At 37.0% G+C, this 16,762-nt stretch carries 17 protein-coding genes; all 17 read right to left on the bottom strand.

Going from position 1 to position 16,762, the window contains the following annotated elements; all coding sequences use genetic code 11:
• The 17 genes from NQ185_RS03495 to sucD all read right to left on the bottom strand — a co-directional run bounded on the left by NQ185_RS03495 (position 1) and on the right by sucD (position 16,725).
• Positions 1-1,152, bottom strand: a complete 1,152-nt coding sequence (locus NQ185_RS03495) for a flagellar hook-length control protein FliK (protein WP_257580165.1) — start codon at positions 1,150-1,152, stop codon at positions 1-3.
• 30 nt (positions 1,153-1,182) lie between these two features.
• A complete protein-coding gene (locus tag NQ185_RS03500; protein WP_257580166.1) occupies positions 1,183-1,779 on the bottom strand; it encodes a MotE family protein in 597 nt (198 codons plus the stop codon).
• A gap of 8 nt (positions 1,780-1,787) precedes the next feature.
• The gene (fliJ, locus tag NQ185_RS03505) at positions 1,788-2,234 is read right to left on the bottom strand and encodes a flagellar export protein FliJ (RefSeq protein WP_257580167.1); all 447 of its coding nucleotides are present in this window, start codon (positions 2,232-2,234) and stop codon (positions 1,788-1,790) included.
• Positions 2,231-3,556: a flagellar protein export ATPase FliI gene (fliI, locus tag NQ185_RS03510; protein WP_257580168.1), complete on the bottom strand. Its 1,326-nt coding sequence runs from the start codon at positions 3,554-3,556 to the stop codon at positions 2,231-2,233. Before fliI ends, fliJ begins: the two co-directional genes overlap by 4 nt.
• The gene (gene fliH / locus NQ185_RS03515) at positions 3,556-4,320 is read right to left on the bottom strand and encodes a flagellar assembly protein FliH (protein WP_257580169.1); all 765 of its coding nucleotides are present in this window, start codon (positions 4,318-4,320) and stop codon (positions 3,556-3,558) included. Before fliH ends, fliI begins: the two co-directional genes overlap by 1 nt.
• Positions 4,313-5,320: a flagellar motor switch protein FliG gene (gene fliG / locus NQ185_RS03520; protein ID WP_257580170.1), complete on the bottom strand. Its 1,008-nt coding sequence runs from the start codon at positions 5,318-5,320 to the stop codon at positions 4,313-4,315. Before fliG ends, fliH begins: the two co-directional genes overlap by 8 nt.
• Positions 5,321-5,332: 12 nt before the next feature.
• On the bottom strand, positions 5,333-6,913 hold the full coding sequence (gene fliF, locus NQ185_RS03525) for a flagellar basal-body MS-ring/collar protein FliF (protein ID WP_257580171.1): 1,581 nt from the start codon (positions 6,911-6,913) through the stop codon (positions 5,333-5,335).
• Positions 6,914-6,970: 57 nt separating this feature from the next.
• A complete protein-coding gene (fliE, locus tag NQ185_RS03530; protein WP_257580172.1) occupies positions 6,971-7,279 on the bottom strand; it encodes a flagellar hook-basal body complex protein FliE in 309 nt (102 codons plus the stop codon).
• A gap of 21 nt (positions 7,280-7,300) precedes the next feature.
• Positions 7,301-7,750: a flagellar basal body rod protein FlgC gene (gene flgC / locus NQ185_RS03535; RefSeq protein WP_257580597.1), complete on the bottom strand. Its 450-nt coding sequence runs from the start codon at positions 7,748-7,750 to the stop codon at positions 7,301-7,303.
• Positions 7,751-7,758: 8 nt separating this feature from the next.
• Positions 7,759-8,148 carry a flagellar basal body rod protein FlgB gene (gene flgB / locus NQ185_RS03540; protein WP_257580173.1) on the bottom strand — a complete coding sequence of 130 codons (390 nt, stop codon included), beginning with the start codon at positions 8,146-8,148 and terminating at the stop codon, positions 7,759-7,761.
• A gap of 200 nt (positions 8,149-8,348) precedes the next feature.
• Positions 8,349-9,128: a GTP-sensing pleiotropic transcriptional regulator CodY gene (codY, locus tag NQ185_RS03545; RefSeq protein ID WP_257580174.1), complete on the bottom strand. Its 780-nt coding sequence runs from the start codon at positions 9,126-9,128 to the stop codon at positions 8,349-8,351.
• A 104-nt stretch (positions 9,129-9,232) separates the two neighbouring features.
• Positions 9,233-10,621, bottom strand: a complete 1,389-nt coding sequence (gene hslU / locus NQ185_RS03550) for an ATP-dependent protease ATPase subunit HslU (RefSeq protein ID WP_257580598.1) — start codon at positions 10,619-10,621, stop codon at positions 9,233-9,235.
• A gap of 67 nt (positions 10,622-10,688) precedes the next feature.
• The gene (gene hslV, locus NQ185_RS03555; protein ID WP_257580175.1) at positions 10,689-11,231 is read right to left on the bottom strand and encodes an ATP-dependent protease subunit HslV; all 543 of its coding nucleotides are present in this window, start codon (positions 11,229-11,231) and stop codon (positions 10,689-10,691) included.
• A gap of 24 nt (positions 11,232-11,255) precedes the next feature.
• A complete protein-coding gene (gene xerC / locus NQ185_RS03560; protein ID WP_257580176.1) occupies positions 11,256-12,161 on the bottom strand; it encodes a tyrosine recombinase XerC in 906 nt (301 codons plus the stop codon).
• Between the two features lie 248 nt (positions 12,162-12,409).
• Complete coding sequence (topA, locus tag NQ185_RS03565; RefSeq protein ID WP_257580177.1) at positions 12,410-14,485, bottom strand: type I DNA topoisomerase; 2,076 nt, start codon at positions 14,483-14,485, stop codon at positions 12,410-12,412.
• Positions 14,486-14,880: 395 nt separating this feature from the next.
• Positions 14,881-15,597 (bottom strand): DNA-processing protein DprA, encoded by a 717-nt coding sequence (dprA, locus tag NQ185_RS03570; RefSeq protein WP_257580178.1) that lies wholly within the window; start codon positions 15,595-15,597, stop codon positions 14,881-14,883.
• A gap of 225 nt (positions 15,598-15,822) precedes the next feature.
• On the bottom strand, positions 15,823-16,725 hold the full coding sequence (gene sucD / locus NQ185_RS03575) for a succinate--CoA ligase subunit alpha (protein WP_257580179.1): 903 nt from the start codon (positions 16,723-16,725) through the stop codon (positions 15,823-15,825).
• Positions 16,726-16,762 lie beyond the last annotated feature (37 nt).

Raw genomic sequence — 16,762 nt, forward strand, 5'->3', positions numbered from 1 at the left:
TTACACCTCCGTTTCAAATAAAATATCACTTAAAGCATCTTTGAAGTTATCATTGGTTTCATTTTGGGATTGACCATGATCTTGATTTTGTTGTTGATGCTGCTGTCCATTTCCGCGGCTATCTTGATTTGTATACCTATTTATGTCACCTTGATTGTATGTAACCTCTATTCGATCAACTGAAATATTTTGCTGTGTAAAAGCTTGTCTTAAACTATTAAGTTGAAAATCTAGCATTTCCTTTGCTTTTTGTGTAGATGCTAAAATTCGAGCTGTTAATTGCCCATCTTTTTGCAAAAGCTCTACTCTTAATGACCCTAATTCTTCCGGGTGTAGTCTAATTAATAATTTCGTTGTATTTATCCCTTGTGTAAGACTGGACCTGGCTAGAATATTGGAAAATTCCCTAATTAACCCACGCATCACAGTTTCTTTGTTTACTGATTCACTAACATTCAAAATAAAGGATTCGTTTCGAATAACTGGATTCGAATTCGACAAATGACTTGGTACCATAATTTTAGAGCTATTACTATCGGTTCTGAAATCAATACCTTCTTTTCCTTTAAAAAACGCGTTATCTAATGAATTTCTTATATTTTGATATTTTGTATCTTTAGCCATATCCTGCAGCCTTTTTAATAAATATTCCATGGAGTCTTCCAGCTCTTCAACCTGTTGCATTTCTCGAAGGTTGACGACATGACTTGTAAACAGAAACACTTTAACCGATTTTATAAAGGAAGACATTTTGTTCGAAGGTAAGCTTTTTAATTCTTCATTATTTATTCCTGTAATAACTTGGAATAATAAAACAGAAGCCGCTAAAAATTCCTCAGGAAGTTGTTCTCCCAGCTTTATTGATTCTGGCAAATGAATAGGATCCACGTTCTCTTTAAGCCAATCAAATATTTCTTGAACATTTTCAGCCCAATTCTCAACTGTTTCTTCAATTTCGGAGGATCCTATTAATGTATCAATTACCTCCATTATTGATCCCATTTCTGGAGCGGAATTAGTCTCAGAAAGGAGTTGTCCATCGTTAGCTAATGTTGCTCCTAAAATCATTTGAAAACTTGTATTATTAGACTCTGGGCTAGTATACATATTTGTGCCTTGTAATAAAGTTGATTCAAATCCACCAATTTTCAAATTTATCACCCCCTCTCAAGTGTGGATGCATTACTCAGCTTTGGCTGAAAGCTTTTCTAAATATTTTGCTGCTCTATCAGGTGGCATTTTTTCCATAATCTTGGCTAGTGATTCGGTACTAATATTAGATAAAACTTTTACAGCTTCATCATCACTCATTTCTAAAATAATCGGCGCTGCACTTTTTGGCGTCATCGCCTCATAGGTTGAAATGATTTCTTTAAAAGCACGTTTATTTTCGTCCTGTATTAGCCTCAATTCCTCTATCGTTTTTTCAAGTCTTTCCTTTTCAAGCAAAAAACGTTCTTTGTCAAAATCATACTTTTCAAGCTGTGATTTTAGTTGATCGATTTGTGCATTTTTATTTAGTATTTCAGCATCTAAACTGATGATTTTTTCATCGTATTCAAGTGCATTAAATTTTTCCTTATCATCAATCATATTTGCAATAACAGGAACTTTTTCACTGATTTCTTTTGCTTTTTGGAATATATTTACCCCAGCTACCGAAGCAATCAGCAAACCTAAAAAGAGAGCGAATAGAAGCGGAATTAAAAACCAAAAGATAAACCGATGAAACATTCCCGGCTCTTTTTCCATATTTTGATTTTTGAAGGTTTTTTCCACTTTTTCACCTAATTTCCGCCTCGATGAAAATATTGTACAGATGAATATTCATCAAGGTGCATATTTTCTGTCTTTTCAATCATTTGCAAGTAATATTGATACGTTTTTTCTTTCAGCTTTTCATATTTTTTCACTTCAATATTACTTTCTTTCAGTCTTTCCTCATACCAATTCATTGTGTTACGTGCATTCATCACAAGTCTTTGCACATGGCTAATCGTTTTTTCCAAATTACTTATAAATTGTTGATGATGGCGGATTTTATGAATAGAGAGGCCGCTCGAAAGTTCACGAAGCTGATGTTGTTCTAGATTTTCCTTTTTCTTTAATAAATCAAAAAGCTGTTCCGCCACCACTTCAAATTTCTTGACAGAATCTTGGTATAAGGACAATGCTTCATCCTTTTCACGTTCTTTAAGATTTAAGATTTTTTGAAATTTATACTCGTATCTCAATTCATTTCACCTATCTTCATCAGGTCAATCATAGAATCTATACTTTGTTGAATTGTAAATTTTTCATCTGTTTCCTGTTTAAGGAAGGAAATGATATTTGGATATGCCGAAATTGCTTCATCTATTTCTCTCGATGCACCACGTTTATATGCTCCAATATTGATTAAATCTTCCGAGGTAGAATATATGCTTAATAAGTCCCTTAGTTTTTCTGCTGCATGACGATGATCAATACTTGCTAAATGATTCATAAGTCGACTTACACTTTTCAATACATTGATTGCGGGATATTGACCTTTATTCGCTAATTCACGATCTAAAACAATATGTCCATCTAAAATACCTCGAACTGCATCAGCAATTGGTTCATTCATATCATCGCCATCCACTAAAACAGTGTAAAATGCCGTAATAGAACCATGTTCATTCGTTCCTGTCCGTTCCAAAAGTCGAGGTAAAATAGAAAATACTGAAGGGGTATATCCTTTTGTCGCGGGAGGTTCACCGACTGCCAGTCCAACCTCCCTCTGGCCCATCGCTACCCTCGTGACAGAATCCATCATAAACATGACATCATTACCTTTATCACGAAAATATTCAGCTATTGCTGTTGCTGTAAAGGCTCCCTTTATTCTCATAAGTGCCGGCATATCAGAGGTCGCTGCTACGATTATTGTCTTTTTCATACCTTCGGGACCAAGGTCCCGTTCGATAAACTCCCTTACTTCCCTGCCTCGTTCACCTATAAGTGCAATTACATTAATATCGGCGGTCGTATTCCTTGCAATCATTCCAAGCAGCGTACTTTTCCCAACTCCACTACCGGCAAAAATCCCCATTCTCTGCCCTTTTCCGATTGTAAGGAGACTATCTATTGATTTAACTCCTACTTCCAATTTCTCTGAGACAGGAGGCCTGCTTAATGGATTTGGCGGAGTTCGATCAGTCGGTATTGTTTTCATCCGGATTGGCATTTGAAATTCATCCATAGGGTTTCCTAAGGAATCAACCACTCGTCCTATTAATTCTTGGCCAACTTTAATTTGCAGTGGTTTTGACGTTGCTTCAACGAGACTCCCTGGAGAAATTTCTTGTATATTTGTATATGGCATCAGTATGATATGCTGCTCCTTAAAACCAACTACCTCCGCCATTATTTTTCTTTTTTTCGCTTTCCCGCCAATATGGATCAAACATACATCGCCGATGGAACTTTCAGGTCCTTGGGATTCAATCATTAGCCCTACAACCCTGCTAACACGCCCATAACGTTTGAAAGTCGGAAGGTTTTTTATATATGGAATGAGTTCTTTTGCTTCCATTAATCATCGTCCTTAAGTAGTTCCATCAAGGTCTTTTTTAACTCTATAAGCTGGCTTGATACGCTCGCATCAATTCTGCCATTCTCTGATTCTATAAAACATGAGTATTCTTCCAAATCTTCGTCTGGATAAATAAAACATTGTATCCCATGTGGAAAAATAGCATCCAGTTCATTCTTTTCCGAAATTAAAAGTTCATATTGCAACGGGTGTACATGAATCTGAACTTCTTTAAAATCCTTAGCCTCTTTAAGGGCCTTTTTAACAAGAGGAAGAAATCTCTCCTGCTGCTCTGTTAAGCATGTATGAATAATTCGTTCTGCGGATTGCATGGCAATTTCAACAATCGTCGCTTCGGAACTTTCGAGATGGCTTTGAAAAGCTTCCTTCGATGAATCAACAATCAACTTTGCTTTTTCGATTAAGCTTTCATATTCAGCTAAACCAATTTGCTTACCCTCATCTATCCCTATTTGCAGTCCTTTTTCATTTGCTTCGTGAATCAGTCTCTGTTCTTCACATTCCCATTCAGATCGCCGCACTTCAACTTGCTCCAATATTTGATTAGCTTTCAACTTTGCGTCATCAAGAAGTTTTTTGGCTTCTATTTTTGCATCACGTAGGATTTCTTCCCTTTCAGCGATAAACAATGATTCACTTAAAGATTCTTCATCCTCTTGGTTTGGAATTTGAATACTTTTAACCTTAATTACCTTTAAATCTTTTTCCTGTGATGTAAAAACATGTTTTATAAGCCTAGACAATGATATCATCTCCTCCACCACGGGCAATGATGATCTCACCTAACTCCTCTAGTCTTCGTATAATACTAACAATTTTTGTTTGTGCTTCCTCTACATCCCTTAATCTGACTGGCCCCATAAATTCCATTTCTTCTTTTAACGTTTCAACCATACGCGTAGACATATTACGATAAATAACTTCTTTTACTTCATCACTAGATATTTTTAGTGAAAGCAATAAGTCCTCATTATCACATTCCCGAATAATCCGCTGGATTGACCTACTATCAAGTGTGACGATATCCTCAAATACGAACATTCGCTTTTTAATTTCTTCTGCCAGTCCAGGATCCTCAATTTCTAACGCATCTAAAATTGTTTTTTCCGTTGCACGATCGACTCCATTTAACACATCAACAACTGCTTCAATTCCGCCAGTTTGAGTATAGTCTTGTGTGACTGTAGCTGATAACTTCCGTTCAAGTATGCTCTCAATCTCACTGATGACTTCAGGCGAGGTACGATCCATCACTGCAATCCTTTTAGCAATATCTGTTTGCTTATCCTGAGGCAGCTCTGATAAAATTTGGCCAGCTTTTTCAGGATCTAAATAAGATAAAATAAGTGCAATTGTTTGCGGATGTTCATTTTGTATAAAGTTTAAAATCTGACCAGCATCTGCTTTTCTTGCAAAATCAAATGGTCGAACTTGTAAGGATGAAGTAAGCCGATTAATGATCGTCATTGCTTGATCAGGTCCAAGTGCTTTTTCTAAAACCGTCTTTGCGTAGCCAATTCCGCCTTGGGTAATATAGTCTTGAGCAATGGCGATATTATGGAACTCGTCCATCACATCTTCTTTTGCGGAGGAGTCTACTTTTCTGACACTTGAAATTTCCAATGTTAATTTTTCCATTTCTTCTTCTGTCAAATGCTTATACACAGATGATGCAACATCGGGTCCAAGCGAAATTAAAAGAATGGCTGCCTTCTGCTTTCCAGTCAATCCTTTTCTAGACAATCGTAACTCCTCCTAATCCTCTGCTAACCATGTACGCAAAAGTTTAGCGAACTCGTCTGGCTTTTCCTTCGCTAATTTTTCAAGCTGTTTCTTGCGCAATCCAGCTTCTGTCAAAACTTCTTCATTTAAATCGGGAATTTCAATCGGTTCGTCGATCATCTCTTCGAATCCTTCATCTTCTTCTACTTCATTTCTTCTAGCCCGTAACATCAAGAATAGTAAAACCCCAATTACTACGAGTAAAATCCCACCTACTACATAAATGTACCAAGGTAGTTTTTGAGACGGCATGTCCTGAATGTCTACTTTTCCTTTAAATGGCTGAACAGATACTACAACTTTATTTTGAATGGCATCGTCAGAAATATCAGTCCCAGTATTCTTATCGATGGATGTCCTGACAATGGTGGATAATAGTTCCCGAATATCTTGTTTCCTATCTTCAGGAAATGAATTGGTGTCTTCCGGATTAGGCGGTTCTACCATTACTTGAATACCAAGGTCCCGGATTTTGTAAGGACTTTCTACTATTTCTTTTCGAATTCGATTAATTTCATTATTGATTGTTTCTTCTGTTTTTTCGTAGTCACCGTTTGAGTCGGTAATACCTTCATATCCAGTATTTGTATCAGTTTGATCTACAGGTGGTCCACCTGCCTGATCTCCATTACCCGTAAACGTCTCCGTAATGCGATGTGCACTGATGGCAATCCCACGCATATTTTCCTCATCAACAGGTGTTACAAGGTTTTCTTCCCTGTTTTCTTGGGTAAAGTCAATATCAGCTGTTACGGATGTGACGACTTTATCAAAACCCATTAATGTACCAAGCATATTTTGAACTTGACGCTGTATATCTCTTTCAATCTGACTTTTTATTTGCATTTGCTGTGTATATCCATTATCAGCAGACTGTTCATTATTTAAATCGAAATACTCGAGAAATTGATTCCGAATGACAATATTATCAACAGGTAAATTGGGAATACTTTTTGAAACTAAATGGTAGAGTGATTTGATTTGCTTTTCACTGAATTCATGGCCTAACTTTGTTTGCAAAATGATCGAAGCGGATGCCTGTTCATTTGATTCACTTACAAAGACCCCTTTTTCAGGAAGGGTTATCATCACTTTAGCCTGATCGATTCCATCTATACTTTTAATAAGTTCAGCTAGCTCTGTTTGGGTTGCGTCTAGTTTTAGTACATTAAATTCATTGTCTGTCATACCGAAACCGGCATTCTGGCCAAAAAAGGAATAATCAATATTTCCTGATTTAGGGATCCCTTCTGCAGCCAGTTCTACTAATAATGTATCAACTTGTTCCTCAGGAACCTTTATCGTTGATCCACCATCTACAATTTCAGATTTAATTCCTTTTGCATCAAGACTTTCCTTAATTGAGCCAGTCTCCGAAGGTTTTAAATTAGTATACAATGGGACTAATGTGGTCTTAGAGGCAAAATAGAAGATGCCAGCCACTAAAATAAGGGCAGTAAGAATAGAACCAAGTATGATGAATTTTTGATTACCAGTTCTGTTTGTCCAGTATTCTTTTAAACTAGCTATTTTCTTTATTAATGTCTCTTTCATTTATAAGCCCCTTACCATCAAGCAAATCTAAAAAGGCAATCACTATAAGCCCTATATTTAAACTTGCATTCTCATCATTTCTTGATATGCTTCTACAGCCTTATTCCTTATTTCAATTGCTGCTTGCATTGTGATTGATGCTTTTTGAGCAGTGATCATCACTTCATGCAACTCAATATTTTCTCCACGTGCTAATTTTTCTGTAGCCATATCAGACTGTACTTGGGCGTTGTTAACCTCATGAATGGCCGTTTTTAATAAATCTTTAAAACTTGTACTATTTTGCACAGAAATATCTTCATGTTTAAAGCTACTTTTCACGGGATTAAGTTGAAGATTTGTCAAATTAACATTATTGATTGGCATTATGTATTCTGCCTCCTAAATTTACTTTCCGAGTTCTAATGCCTTCATATACATTGATTTTGATGCATTAAACACTGTTACGTTTGCTTCGTAAGAACGAGTTGCGCTCATTAAATCCACCATTTCTTTAAGGGGATCCACATTTGGCATTTGAACATACCCATCTCCACTCGCATCTGGATGTTCGGGATCGTATACTAAACGATAAGGTGAATCGTCCTCTACAATCTTCGTAACTTTTACACCATTTAAATTGTTTTTCACATCGCTATGCATCGCATTATTTAATACCGCTGAAAATGAAGATTCCTTTGGCTGCATCACTACCATTTTCCTAGTGTAAGGCTGCCACACTCCATCCACGAGTTTGCCTCGCGTTGTATCAACATTTGCCATATTCGAGGATATAACATCCATCCGTAAACGCCCCGCAGTAAGCGCGGAAGACGTGATTCCAATACTTTGAAACATAGACAAAGTCATCTTCCTCCTTTTATTACATTTTGCAGGGTAGAAAATTTCCCATTCAATCTTTCTATTAAAGCTTGATAATAAATCTGATTAGCAGCCAAGTCAGACATTTCATTGTCAATATCTACGTTATTTCCATTATGGTTATATTCAGTATTCTTTTTCGTATAAATCTGCGGATTCCCATTCCCAATTGTAAATTGGAAGTGGCGAGGATCGCTTCTATTTGCTTCAATTTGGTGGGATGCACCCGCCATAACTTCCTTGAAACTTACAGCTTTAGATTTATAGTTAGGGACATCTACATTTGCGATATTTTGAGCAATTGTTTTATGCTTAAGTGACGAATAATTTAAGGCTTTTTCAAGTGTTTGAAAATTACCAGAAAATAATTCCAATTTCGACACCACTTTCTATTTTTCTCTAAATGTCTTCTGTTACAACACCAACTATATTGTAATGTTTTTGTCATATTACGTCTATACTTGGCACTACACTTTTAACAGGAAATCCGCCAAATTTAGACAAAATGGTTCTTTAGACTCAAAAAAAAAGCTACTAGATTTTATTATCTAGTAACTTTTTTGTAATATACAAATTAATTTGATTTAATTTTTTCTAATTCTTTAAGGAATTTGGAATTTAATACTTTAATATACGTTCCCTTCATTCCTAATGAACGAGATTCAATTACACCAGCACTTTCAAGTTTCCTTAATGCATTTACAATGACTGAACGTGTAATGCCTACTCGATCAGCTATTTTTGATGCAACGAGTAATCCTTCATTACCATTTAGCTCTTCAAAAATATGTTCGATTGCTTCTAGTTCACTGTACGACAATGAACTGATTGCCATTTGAACGACAGCTTTACTTCTTGCTTCTTCTTCAATTTCCTCTGATTTTTCTCGTAATATCTCCATTCCTACAACAGTCGCGCCATATTCAGCTAAGATTAAATCATCATCCTGAAACTCTTCTTCCAAACGGGCAAGGATTAACGTACCAAGACGTTCTCCTCCACCGATAATCGGTACGATTGTTGTTAAACCACTTCCAAAGAGATCCTTATTTTCAACAGGAAAAGCAGTATATTCACTTTCAACATCCAGATTAGATGAGGTTTCAACGATATTGAATAAGCTTTTTGTATATTCTTCAGGGAATTGTCTGTCTTCAAGCATCTTTTTCATTCTTTCGTTTTCAATCGTTTGATTGATTGCATATCCCAATAGTTTTCCTCTACGGCTTAATACAAAAATGTTCGCTCTTATAACTGCACTAAGTGTTTCAGACATCTCTTTAAAATTCACAGGTTTCCCTGCCGCTTTTTGCAACATAGCATTAATTGTTCTTGTTCTAGATAATAATTCCAATTGATTCTCCTCCTAAAATAAATACTACCTTTTTTATATTAAAGTCACTGATGCGTAAATAGCCATTATTCATAGCATTCCCGTACGAATCTTTCATAAAACTTTTAGAGGATAAACTGACTTAGGTCCTTATCTTTGGAAATGACAGCCAGCTTTTCATCTACATAATGTTTCGTAATTTTAATTGTTCCCATTGCAACATCAGGTGCCTCAAAAGATAAATCTTCAAGAAGTTTCTCCATAATGGTATGGAGGCGCCTAGCACCGATATTATCTGTTTCTTGATTAACATTAAATGCAATCTCAGCCAGCCTGTAAATAGCATCGTCAGAAAATTCGATTTGTATACCTTCTGTTTCCAGTAATGCAATATATTGTTTAATTAATGCATTATCGGGCTCTGTAAGAATACTCACAAAATCTTCGACAGAGAGCTTTCCGAGTTCTACACGAATTGGAAAACGGCCTTGCAGCTCGGGGATTAAATCAGATGGCTTGGAAATGTGGAAGGCTCCCGCTCCAATAAACAAAATGTAATCTGTTTTAACCGGCCCATATTTCGTCACAACGGTTGAACCTTCTACAATGGGTAAAATGTCACGTTGGACCCCTTCTCGTGAAACATCGGCATTAGAAGCAGAGTTTCCTTTGCTTGCAATTTTATCAATTTCATCAATAAAAATAATCCCTGTTTGTTCAGCTTTACTGATGGCAGTTTGAGAAACTTCATCCATATCAATTAATTTTTGTGCTTCATCATTTGTTAAAACAATGCGTGCATCTTTAACCGGCAATGTTCTTTTTTTCTTTTTCTTCGGCATGAGATTGCTTAGTGCATCTTGCATATTCATACCCATTTGTTCCATACCGGAGCCTTGCAGCATATCAAACATAGATGGCTGTTGTTCTTCCACTTCCACTTGCACCATCTCGTTTTCCAGTTCACCGTTTGCTAATTTTTGAGCGATGATCTTTCTTTTTTCACGGATGCTCATTTCCTCTTGTTTTTCCATAGCATCCTCTGGTTCTTGCTGCCCGCCCCCGAATATCATTTCAAACGGGTTTTTAAATCCTTCTGCTTTTTTCCTAGCAGGCACGAGCAATTCCACTAACCGATGATTTGCTTGCTTCTCTGCTTGATCTTTTACCTCTTCTACTTTTTCCTCTTTAACGATTCTAATCGAGGTCTCCATTAAATCGCGAACCATCGATTCAACATCACGGCCGACATAACCTACTTCAGTAAACTTAGTTGCTTCTACTTTAATAAAAGGTGCACCCACAAGCCTTGCCATACGTCGGGCAATTTCTGTTTTACCCACGCCTGTAGGACCGATCATCAAAATATTTTTCGGAATGATTTCGTCTCTCATTTCAGGACTTAATAATCCTCTTCGATATCGGTTTCTAAGTGCAACCGCAACAGCCCTTTTCGCATCTTTCTGACCAATGATGTATTGGTCTAGCTTTTCAACGATTTCTCTAGGGGTCATGTTAAACCCTTTTTTTTCAGCTGCCAAGCCGTACCCTCCTTTAAAAGCGATGTAATAAGTTTTTGTATTACAGTTCTTCCACAATAATATTTCTATTCGTATACACACAAATATCTGCTGCAATTTCTAAAGCGGCTTGCGCCATTTCTTTTGCCGTCAAGTGATCGGCTCCATAATTTTTCAAGGCTCTGCCCGCCGCTAATGCATAGTGACCACCTGAACCTATGGCAAGAATTCCATCATCAGGTTCAATAACTTCTCCTGTTCCAGATACGAGTAAAAGATTCTCATTATCCATTACAATGAGCATGGCTTCGAGTTTTCGCAATACTTTATCACTTCTCCACTCTTTTGCCAGCTCAACAGCAGCACGTTGTAAGTTCCCATTATATTCTTGCAGCTTACTCTCAAATTTTTCAAATAAAGTGAAGGCATCCGCCACAGAACCAGCAAAACCAGCTAAGACTTTCCCATTAAAAAGCTTACGGACCTTTCTTGCTGTATGTTTCATCACTACTGCATTGCCAAATGTTACTTGACCGTCTCCAGCCATTGCGCATTTTCCATTATGCTGGACAGCAAATATGGTTGTGGCATGAAATTGGTTCATTTCCTTTTCCTCCCTTAACTTTGCTTATGCTCTAGGATGATGATTCATATACGTCTTTCGCAAATGCTCTTTCGTTACATGTGTATACACTTGAGTGGACGATAAATGGGCATGACCTAATAGTTCTTGGACGGTTCTCATATCCGCCCCATTGTTAAGCAAGTGAGTTGCAAAGGAATGGCGAATCATATGCGGGTGAATCTTTCCAGTTAAGGAAGCAGATTCTATCACCTTTTTCAAGATATGTCGGATTCCTCTTGCAGTAAGCGGTCCACCCCGTGAATTGACGAATAAATACTGATGATCTTCTAGGCCACGTATTAATTCATTTCTTGCCCCATCGTGTATGTATGTTTGTAATGCGTCAAATGCGAAACTCCCGAAAGGAACATATCGTTCTTTTCGGCCCTTTCCTTTTACAAGGATGGTCGAAAAATCAAAATCAAGGTCTTTAAGTTGAATATTTGCACATTCACTAACCCTTATACCTGTAGCATACAGCAATTCAAGCAATGCAAGATTTCTTTTGCCTAAGGGTGTTGATTCCATGCACGCTTCGAAAAGTATATTGATTTCTTCTTCATAGAAAAAACTTGGAATCTTTATCCCAGCTTTAGGTTGAATAATTAAAGAAAAAGGATTTTCCTTTACCAATTCTTCTCTCAAAAGAAACTTATATAAGCTTCTAAGACTAGAAATTTTTCTAGATGCACTTGCCCGTGCTAATTTTTGATTATAAAGTTCTGTTACATAAAGTCGGGCATCAAAATACTCAACATCAGAAAACGACCTTATACCTTGTGCATTCATGAACAAAGTAAATTGCTCAATGTCCTTTTTATAAAAGTCGATTGTGTACTCAGAATAATTGCGTTCAATTTGCAAGTATTCAATAAACAAGTAAACTGATTCATCTGAAAACTTAATCATCGCTTCACCTCTCAAAGGCTACTAAATATTAACACAATTTAACCCTCTATGCAATGAATGTTACACATTTTTCACAAAGTTTCGAATTGTTCTCAAAAAATACCATATTTAAAGAATCTCTTTAAACCGAATTTTCAAGCTAAACACATCCTTATTGCATTTTACACCATTCGCCACATAAAGAAAATTTTTTAGAACAAAATACAAAAAGCCATTCCCTAATATCAGGAGATAGCTTTTACGTTTAACTATTGGACGGGTTTCTCTTTATAGTCACATTCCATACATTGGACTTGAATCCCTTTTTTTAGTTTCTTCTCAACTAAAGCACCGCTGCACTTAGGACATGGTCGCTCAAGCGGTTTATCCCATGACACAAAATCACAAGATGGGTAGCGGTCGCATCCGTAAAAAATCCTTTTCTTTTTGCTTTTTCTCTCAATGATATTTCCTTCTTTACACTTAGGACATTTTACACCAATTTGCTTTACAATTGGCTTCGTGTTGCGGCAATCCGGGAAGTTGCTACAGGCCATAAATTTGCCGAAACGTCCCATTTTTATAACCATTGGATTTCCGCAATTTTCACAATCCTCGCCTGCATACTCATCTTTTATTTCCACTTCTTGCATTTCTATTTCAGCTTTTTTTAAATTTATCTCAAAGCCTTTATAAAATTCATCAATGATTGAAACCCACTGAATGTTACCATCTTCAACTTCATCTAACTCATTTTCCATTTTAGCAGTAAACTCTACATCAATTACTTCAGGGAAAAACTCCATAATTAAATCAAGAACAATCTCTCCTAGCTCAGTAGGAATAAATCGTTTATTATCCAGCGCGACATAACCACGTTTTTGAATTGTATCAAGTGTAGGAGCATATGTTGAAGGTCTTCCAATTCCTAATTCCTCCAAAGTTTTAACTAATCTAGCTTCTGTATATCGCGGAGGCGGCTGGGTAAAATGTTGTTTCGGATCTAATTTTTCTGCTTTAACTATATCTCCGACAGCTAAATCCGGAAGCATGTTTTCTTTCTCTTCTTGTTGATCATCAGATCCTTCAACATACACTTTCATAAAGCCTTGAAACTTAATTTTTGAGCCATTAGCACGGAAGTAAACTTCCCCATTTTTTAATGTAACAGCCATTGTATCCATGACTGCCGGAGCCATTTGGCTAGCAACAAAGCGATCCCATATTAATTTATATAGGCGATGCTGATCCCTGCTTAAGTATGCTTTTACGGAATTAGGGTCCCTTAAAGTACTTGTAGGCCTAATCGCTTCGTGGGCATCCTGGGCATTCGTTTGTTTTTTATCTTTTTGATTTTCATATTTTAGAAAGCTCTTCCCATATTGAGCTTCTATATATTCGGCTGTTTCCTTCTGAGCGATTTCGGAAACTCTCGTAGAATCGGTCCTCATATATGTGATTAAACCGACCGTACCTTCTTTCCCAATCGCTATTCCTTCATATAATTGCTGCGCTAGCATCATCGTCTTTTTAGCACGAAAATTTAATTTTCTTGCTGCTTCTTGCTGTAAGGATGAAGTCGTAAAAGGTAAAGCTGGATTCCTCCTGCGCTCCTTTTTTTCAACAGATTCTATTACATACATGTCTCCATTTAACGTATTCATTATGGCGTCGACGTCATCTTTAGTATTAAGCTTAGTCTTTTTATTGTTTAATCCGTAAAAAGCTGCTTGAAAACTTTCTTTATCTTTTTTAAAATTTCCTACTATTGACCAATATTCTTCAGGAATAAATTTTTTAATTTCATTTTCCCTATCTATTATTAATCGGACGGCTACTGACTGTACCCTCCCAGCACTGAGTCCCTTTTTTACTTTTTTCCAAAGTAGAGGGCTTATATTATATCCTACTAGCCTATCCAAAATCCTTCTCGCCTGTTGAGCATCGACTAGGTCCATATTAATTGGGCGAGGATGTTTAAATGACTCCTTGATCGCATCTTTTGTAATTTCATTAAATACGACACGGCAATCAGATGATATGTCCACATCCAAGCTATGCGCTAAATGCCAGGCAATTGCCTCACCTTCTCTGTCAGGGTCAGCCGCTAGAAATACTTTTTTTGCTTTTTTAGCCGCGGTTTTCAAATCTTTCAGAACTGGACCTTTTCCTCTAATAGTTATATATTTTGGTTCGTAATTATCCTCTACATTAACACCCATTTGGCTTCTTGGAAGATCTCTTATATGCCCCATGGACGCTTTTACTTTATATTTTTTTCCAAGATAACGCTCTATCGTTTTCGCCTTTGCCGGCGATTCCACAATTACTAAGTAATCCGACATGCATAAACCTCCCTATAAATCAGAGTAAATACTATATGGGAAAGATCAATTTGTCAAATCGAAAAGCGTAAGCGCCTTGCCCATCGACGTACAGGCCCATAGGATGTGGGTCCGTCGACGAAGACATAAGGACGTGGCAGCTTTTAGTCGACGTTCCTTTATTGGCCTTCGACTAAGCTAAACGAAACACAGCGAGGGACGAGCAAGTGAAATTGGCATTTCAAATTTCACCTGATGTTGACTTACTCAAAAGAGAAGGTCAAGAAGTTTGCTAGTCGATAGTCGCTCAAGCTGACAAATGATCTTTGTAATTTGTCAATAAAATGTTTATGAAAAATCTATCCTACAATATAAGTAATTGCAAGCTTTTTATTTTTTAAACTACAATTATATGTTTAATCTAAATATAATTCCTCCAAAATATCCTTTCCTGAAACAATTAGCTTAGCGCCTTGCTGAATGAGATGATTCGTTCCCTCAGATAGTGAATCGTCGATTGGACCCGGCAAGGCAAAAACTTCTCTGCCTGCTTCAAGTGCCATATCAGCTGTAATTAACGAACCGCTTTTCTTTTTTGCCTGGACGACAACAGTTCCTTTTGAAAGCCCACTTATAATACGATTTCTCATCGGAAAATGCCATCTTTCAGGTTTGATTATAGGGGGATACTCAGATAATAGTAAATGATTTTTTGCTATTTTTGATGCAAGCGCTTTATTTTCAGAAGGATATAAATGAAAGAATCCTCCCCCAAGAACAGCAATCGTTTTACCTCCATATTCAAGCGTTTTTTCATGGGCGTACGTATCCGTACCTTTTGCAAGACCACTTATTATGACAATGTTATTCTTAATTAATTCTGGTAAAATAAAATCCAATGCTGTATGTGCATAATGATTAGCGGCTCTCGCCCCAACAACTGCAATGGCATGCTTTGATAATAATGATTTGTCTCCGATTAAAAATAATACAAGTGGCGGGTCATGAATCTCCTTTAAAGATTTAGGATATTCGGGATCATTTAAAGTAATATAGGTTATGTTTTTTGAGTCATATAGTTTAATAAGTTTATGCACATCGATGGAAAGGAATTCATTTTTGAACTTTTCCATTTTGTTAGAATTCATTTTAAAAATTTGTTGTAGTTTATGTGTGGGCATGTTGTAAAGATGGCTTAATTGAGGATCATGTTTAAGAAGGTTTCTTATCGACGCATTCGTTACATACTTGGAGTGAACGAGGTGAAATAGTTTTTCATTAAAGATATTAACCAAACCCCTTTATTTTTTTGTAAAATAGCCCCTCTTTTAGGAGAGGCTATTTTTGTGGATAATATTTTAGTGTGTTTTACATTTTTCGTAAAGGCCTTTTTCTTTAATCACTTTAATTAGCGTTTCTCCAATCACAGATGGTGTATCTGCAACTTGAATACCACACTCATTCATAACACGAATTTTTTCATCCGCTGTCCCTTTACCACCAGAAATGATGGCTCCAGCATGTCCCATGCGTTTTCCTGGAGGAGCTGTGCGTCCACCGATAAACCCAACAACCGGCTTCGTCATATTAGCTTTTACCCATCTTGCAGCCTCTTCTTCAGCCGTACCGCCAATTTCACCAATCATGATAACAGCTTCTGTTTCAGGATCGTCGTTAAATGCTTTCAACGTATCGATAAAGTTTGTGCCGTTGACTGGGTCTCCGCCTATTCCAACCGCAGTAGATTGGCCGACTCCAGCTTGAGTTAGTTGGTGAACAGCTTCATACGTTAATGTTCCGGAACGGGACACAACTCCAACATGGCCTTTCGTATGAATATATCCTGGCATAATGCCAATTTTACATTCATCGGGAGTAATAACTCCAGGGCAATTAGGACCAACTAGACGCGTTTTCTTGCCTTCCATATAACGTTTTACATTTACCATATCAAGAACAGGGATATGCTCTGTAATACAAATAACAAGATCTAGTTCAGCATCTACAGCTTCTAAAATCGCATCTGCTGCAAAAGGCGCAGGAACATAAATGACAGAAGCATTTGCTCCAGTAGCTTTAACTGCTTCCTCTACTGTATTAAATACAGGAACTCCTTCTACTTCAGTTCCACCTTTGCCTGGTGTTACGCCGCCAACGATTTTTGTGCCGTATTCAAGCATTTGCTTCGTATGGAAAAGAGCGGTAGATCCTGTAATTCCTTGCACGATTACTTTCGTATCTTTATTGACAAAAACACTCATTATTTTCCCTACCTTTCTGTTTCTTTCGTGGAGACGT

Origin of the sequence: Lederbergia panacisoli (genome assembly GCF_024626525.1) — a bacterium.
GTDB classification, from domain to species: Bacteria; Bacillota; Bacilli; order Bacillales; family Bacillaceae_C; genus Lederbergia; species Lederbergia panacisoli.

Coding starts and splice junctions, on each gene's coding strand:
- hslV (WP_257580175.1), bottom strand. CDS start 11,231: ATGAACCAATTTCATGCCACAACCATATTTGCTGTCCAGCATAATGGA.
- topA (WP_257580177.1), bottom strand. CDS start 14,485: ATGTCGGATTACTTAGTAATTGTGGAATCGCCGGCAAAGGCGAAAACG.
- xerC (WP_257580176.1), bottom strand. CDS start 12,161: ATGATTAAGTTTTCAGATGAATCAGTTTACTTGTTTATTGAATACTTG.
- hslU (WP_257580598.1), bottom strand. CDS start 10,621: ATGACCCCTAGAGAAATCGTTGAAAAGCTAGACCAATACATCATTGGT.
- sucD (WP_257580179.1), bottom strand. CDS start 16,725: ATGAGTGTTTTTGTCAATAAAGATACGAAAGTAATCGTGCAAGGAATT.
- fliF (WP_257580171.1), bottom strand. CDS start 6,913: ATGAAAGAGACATTAATAAAGAAAATAGCTAGTTTAAAAGAATACTGG.
- fliI (WP_257580168.1), bottom strand. CDS start 3,556: ATGGAAGCAAAAGAACTCATTCCATATATAAAAAACCTTCCGACTTTC.
- flgC (WP_257580597.1), bottom strand. CDS start 7,750: ATGTTTCAAAGTATTGGAATCACGTCTTCCGCGCTTACTGCGGGGCGT.
- dprA (WP_257580178.1), bottom strand. CDS start 15,597: ATGGAAAAGTTCAAAAATGAATTCCTTTCCATCGATGTGCATAAACTT.
- fliE (WP_257580172.1), bottom strand. CDS start 7,279: ATGCCAATCAATAATGTTAATTTGACAAATCTTCAACTTAATCCCGTG.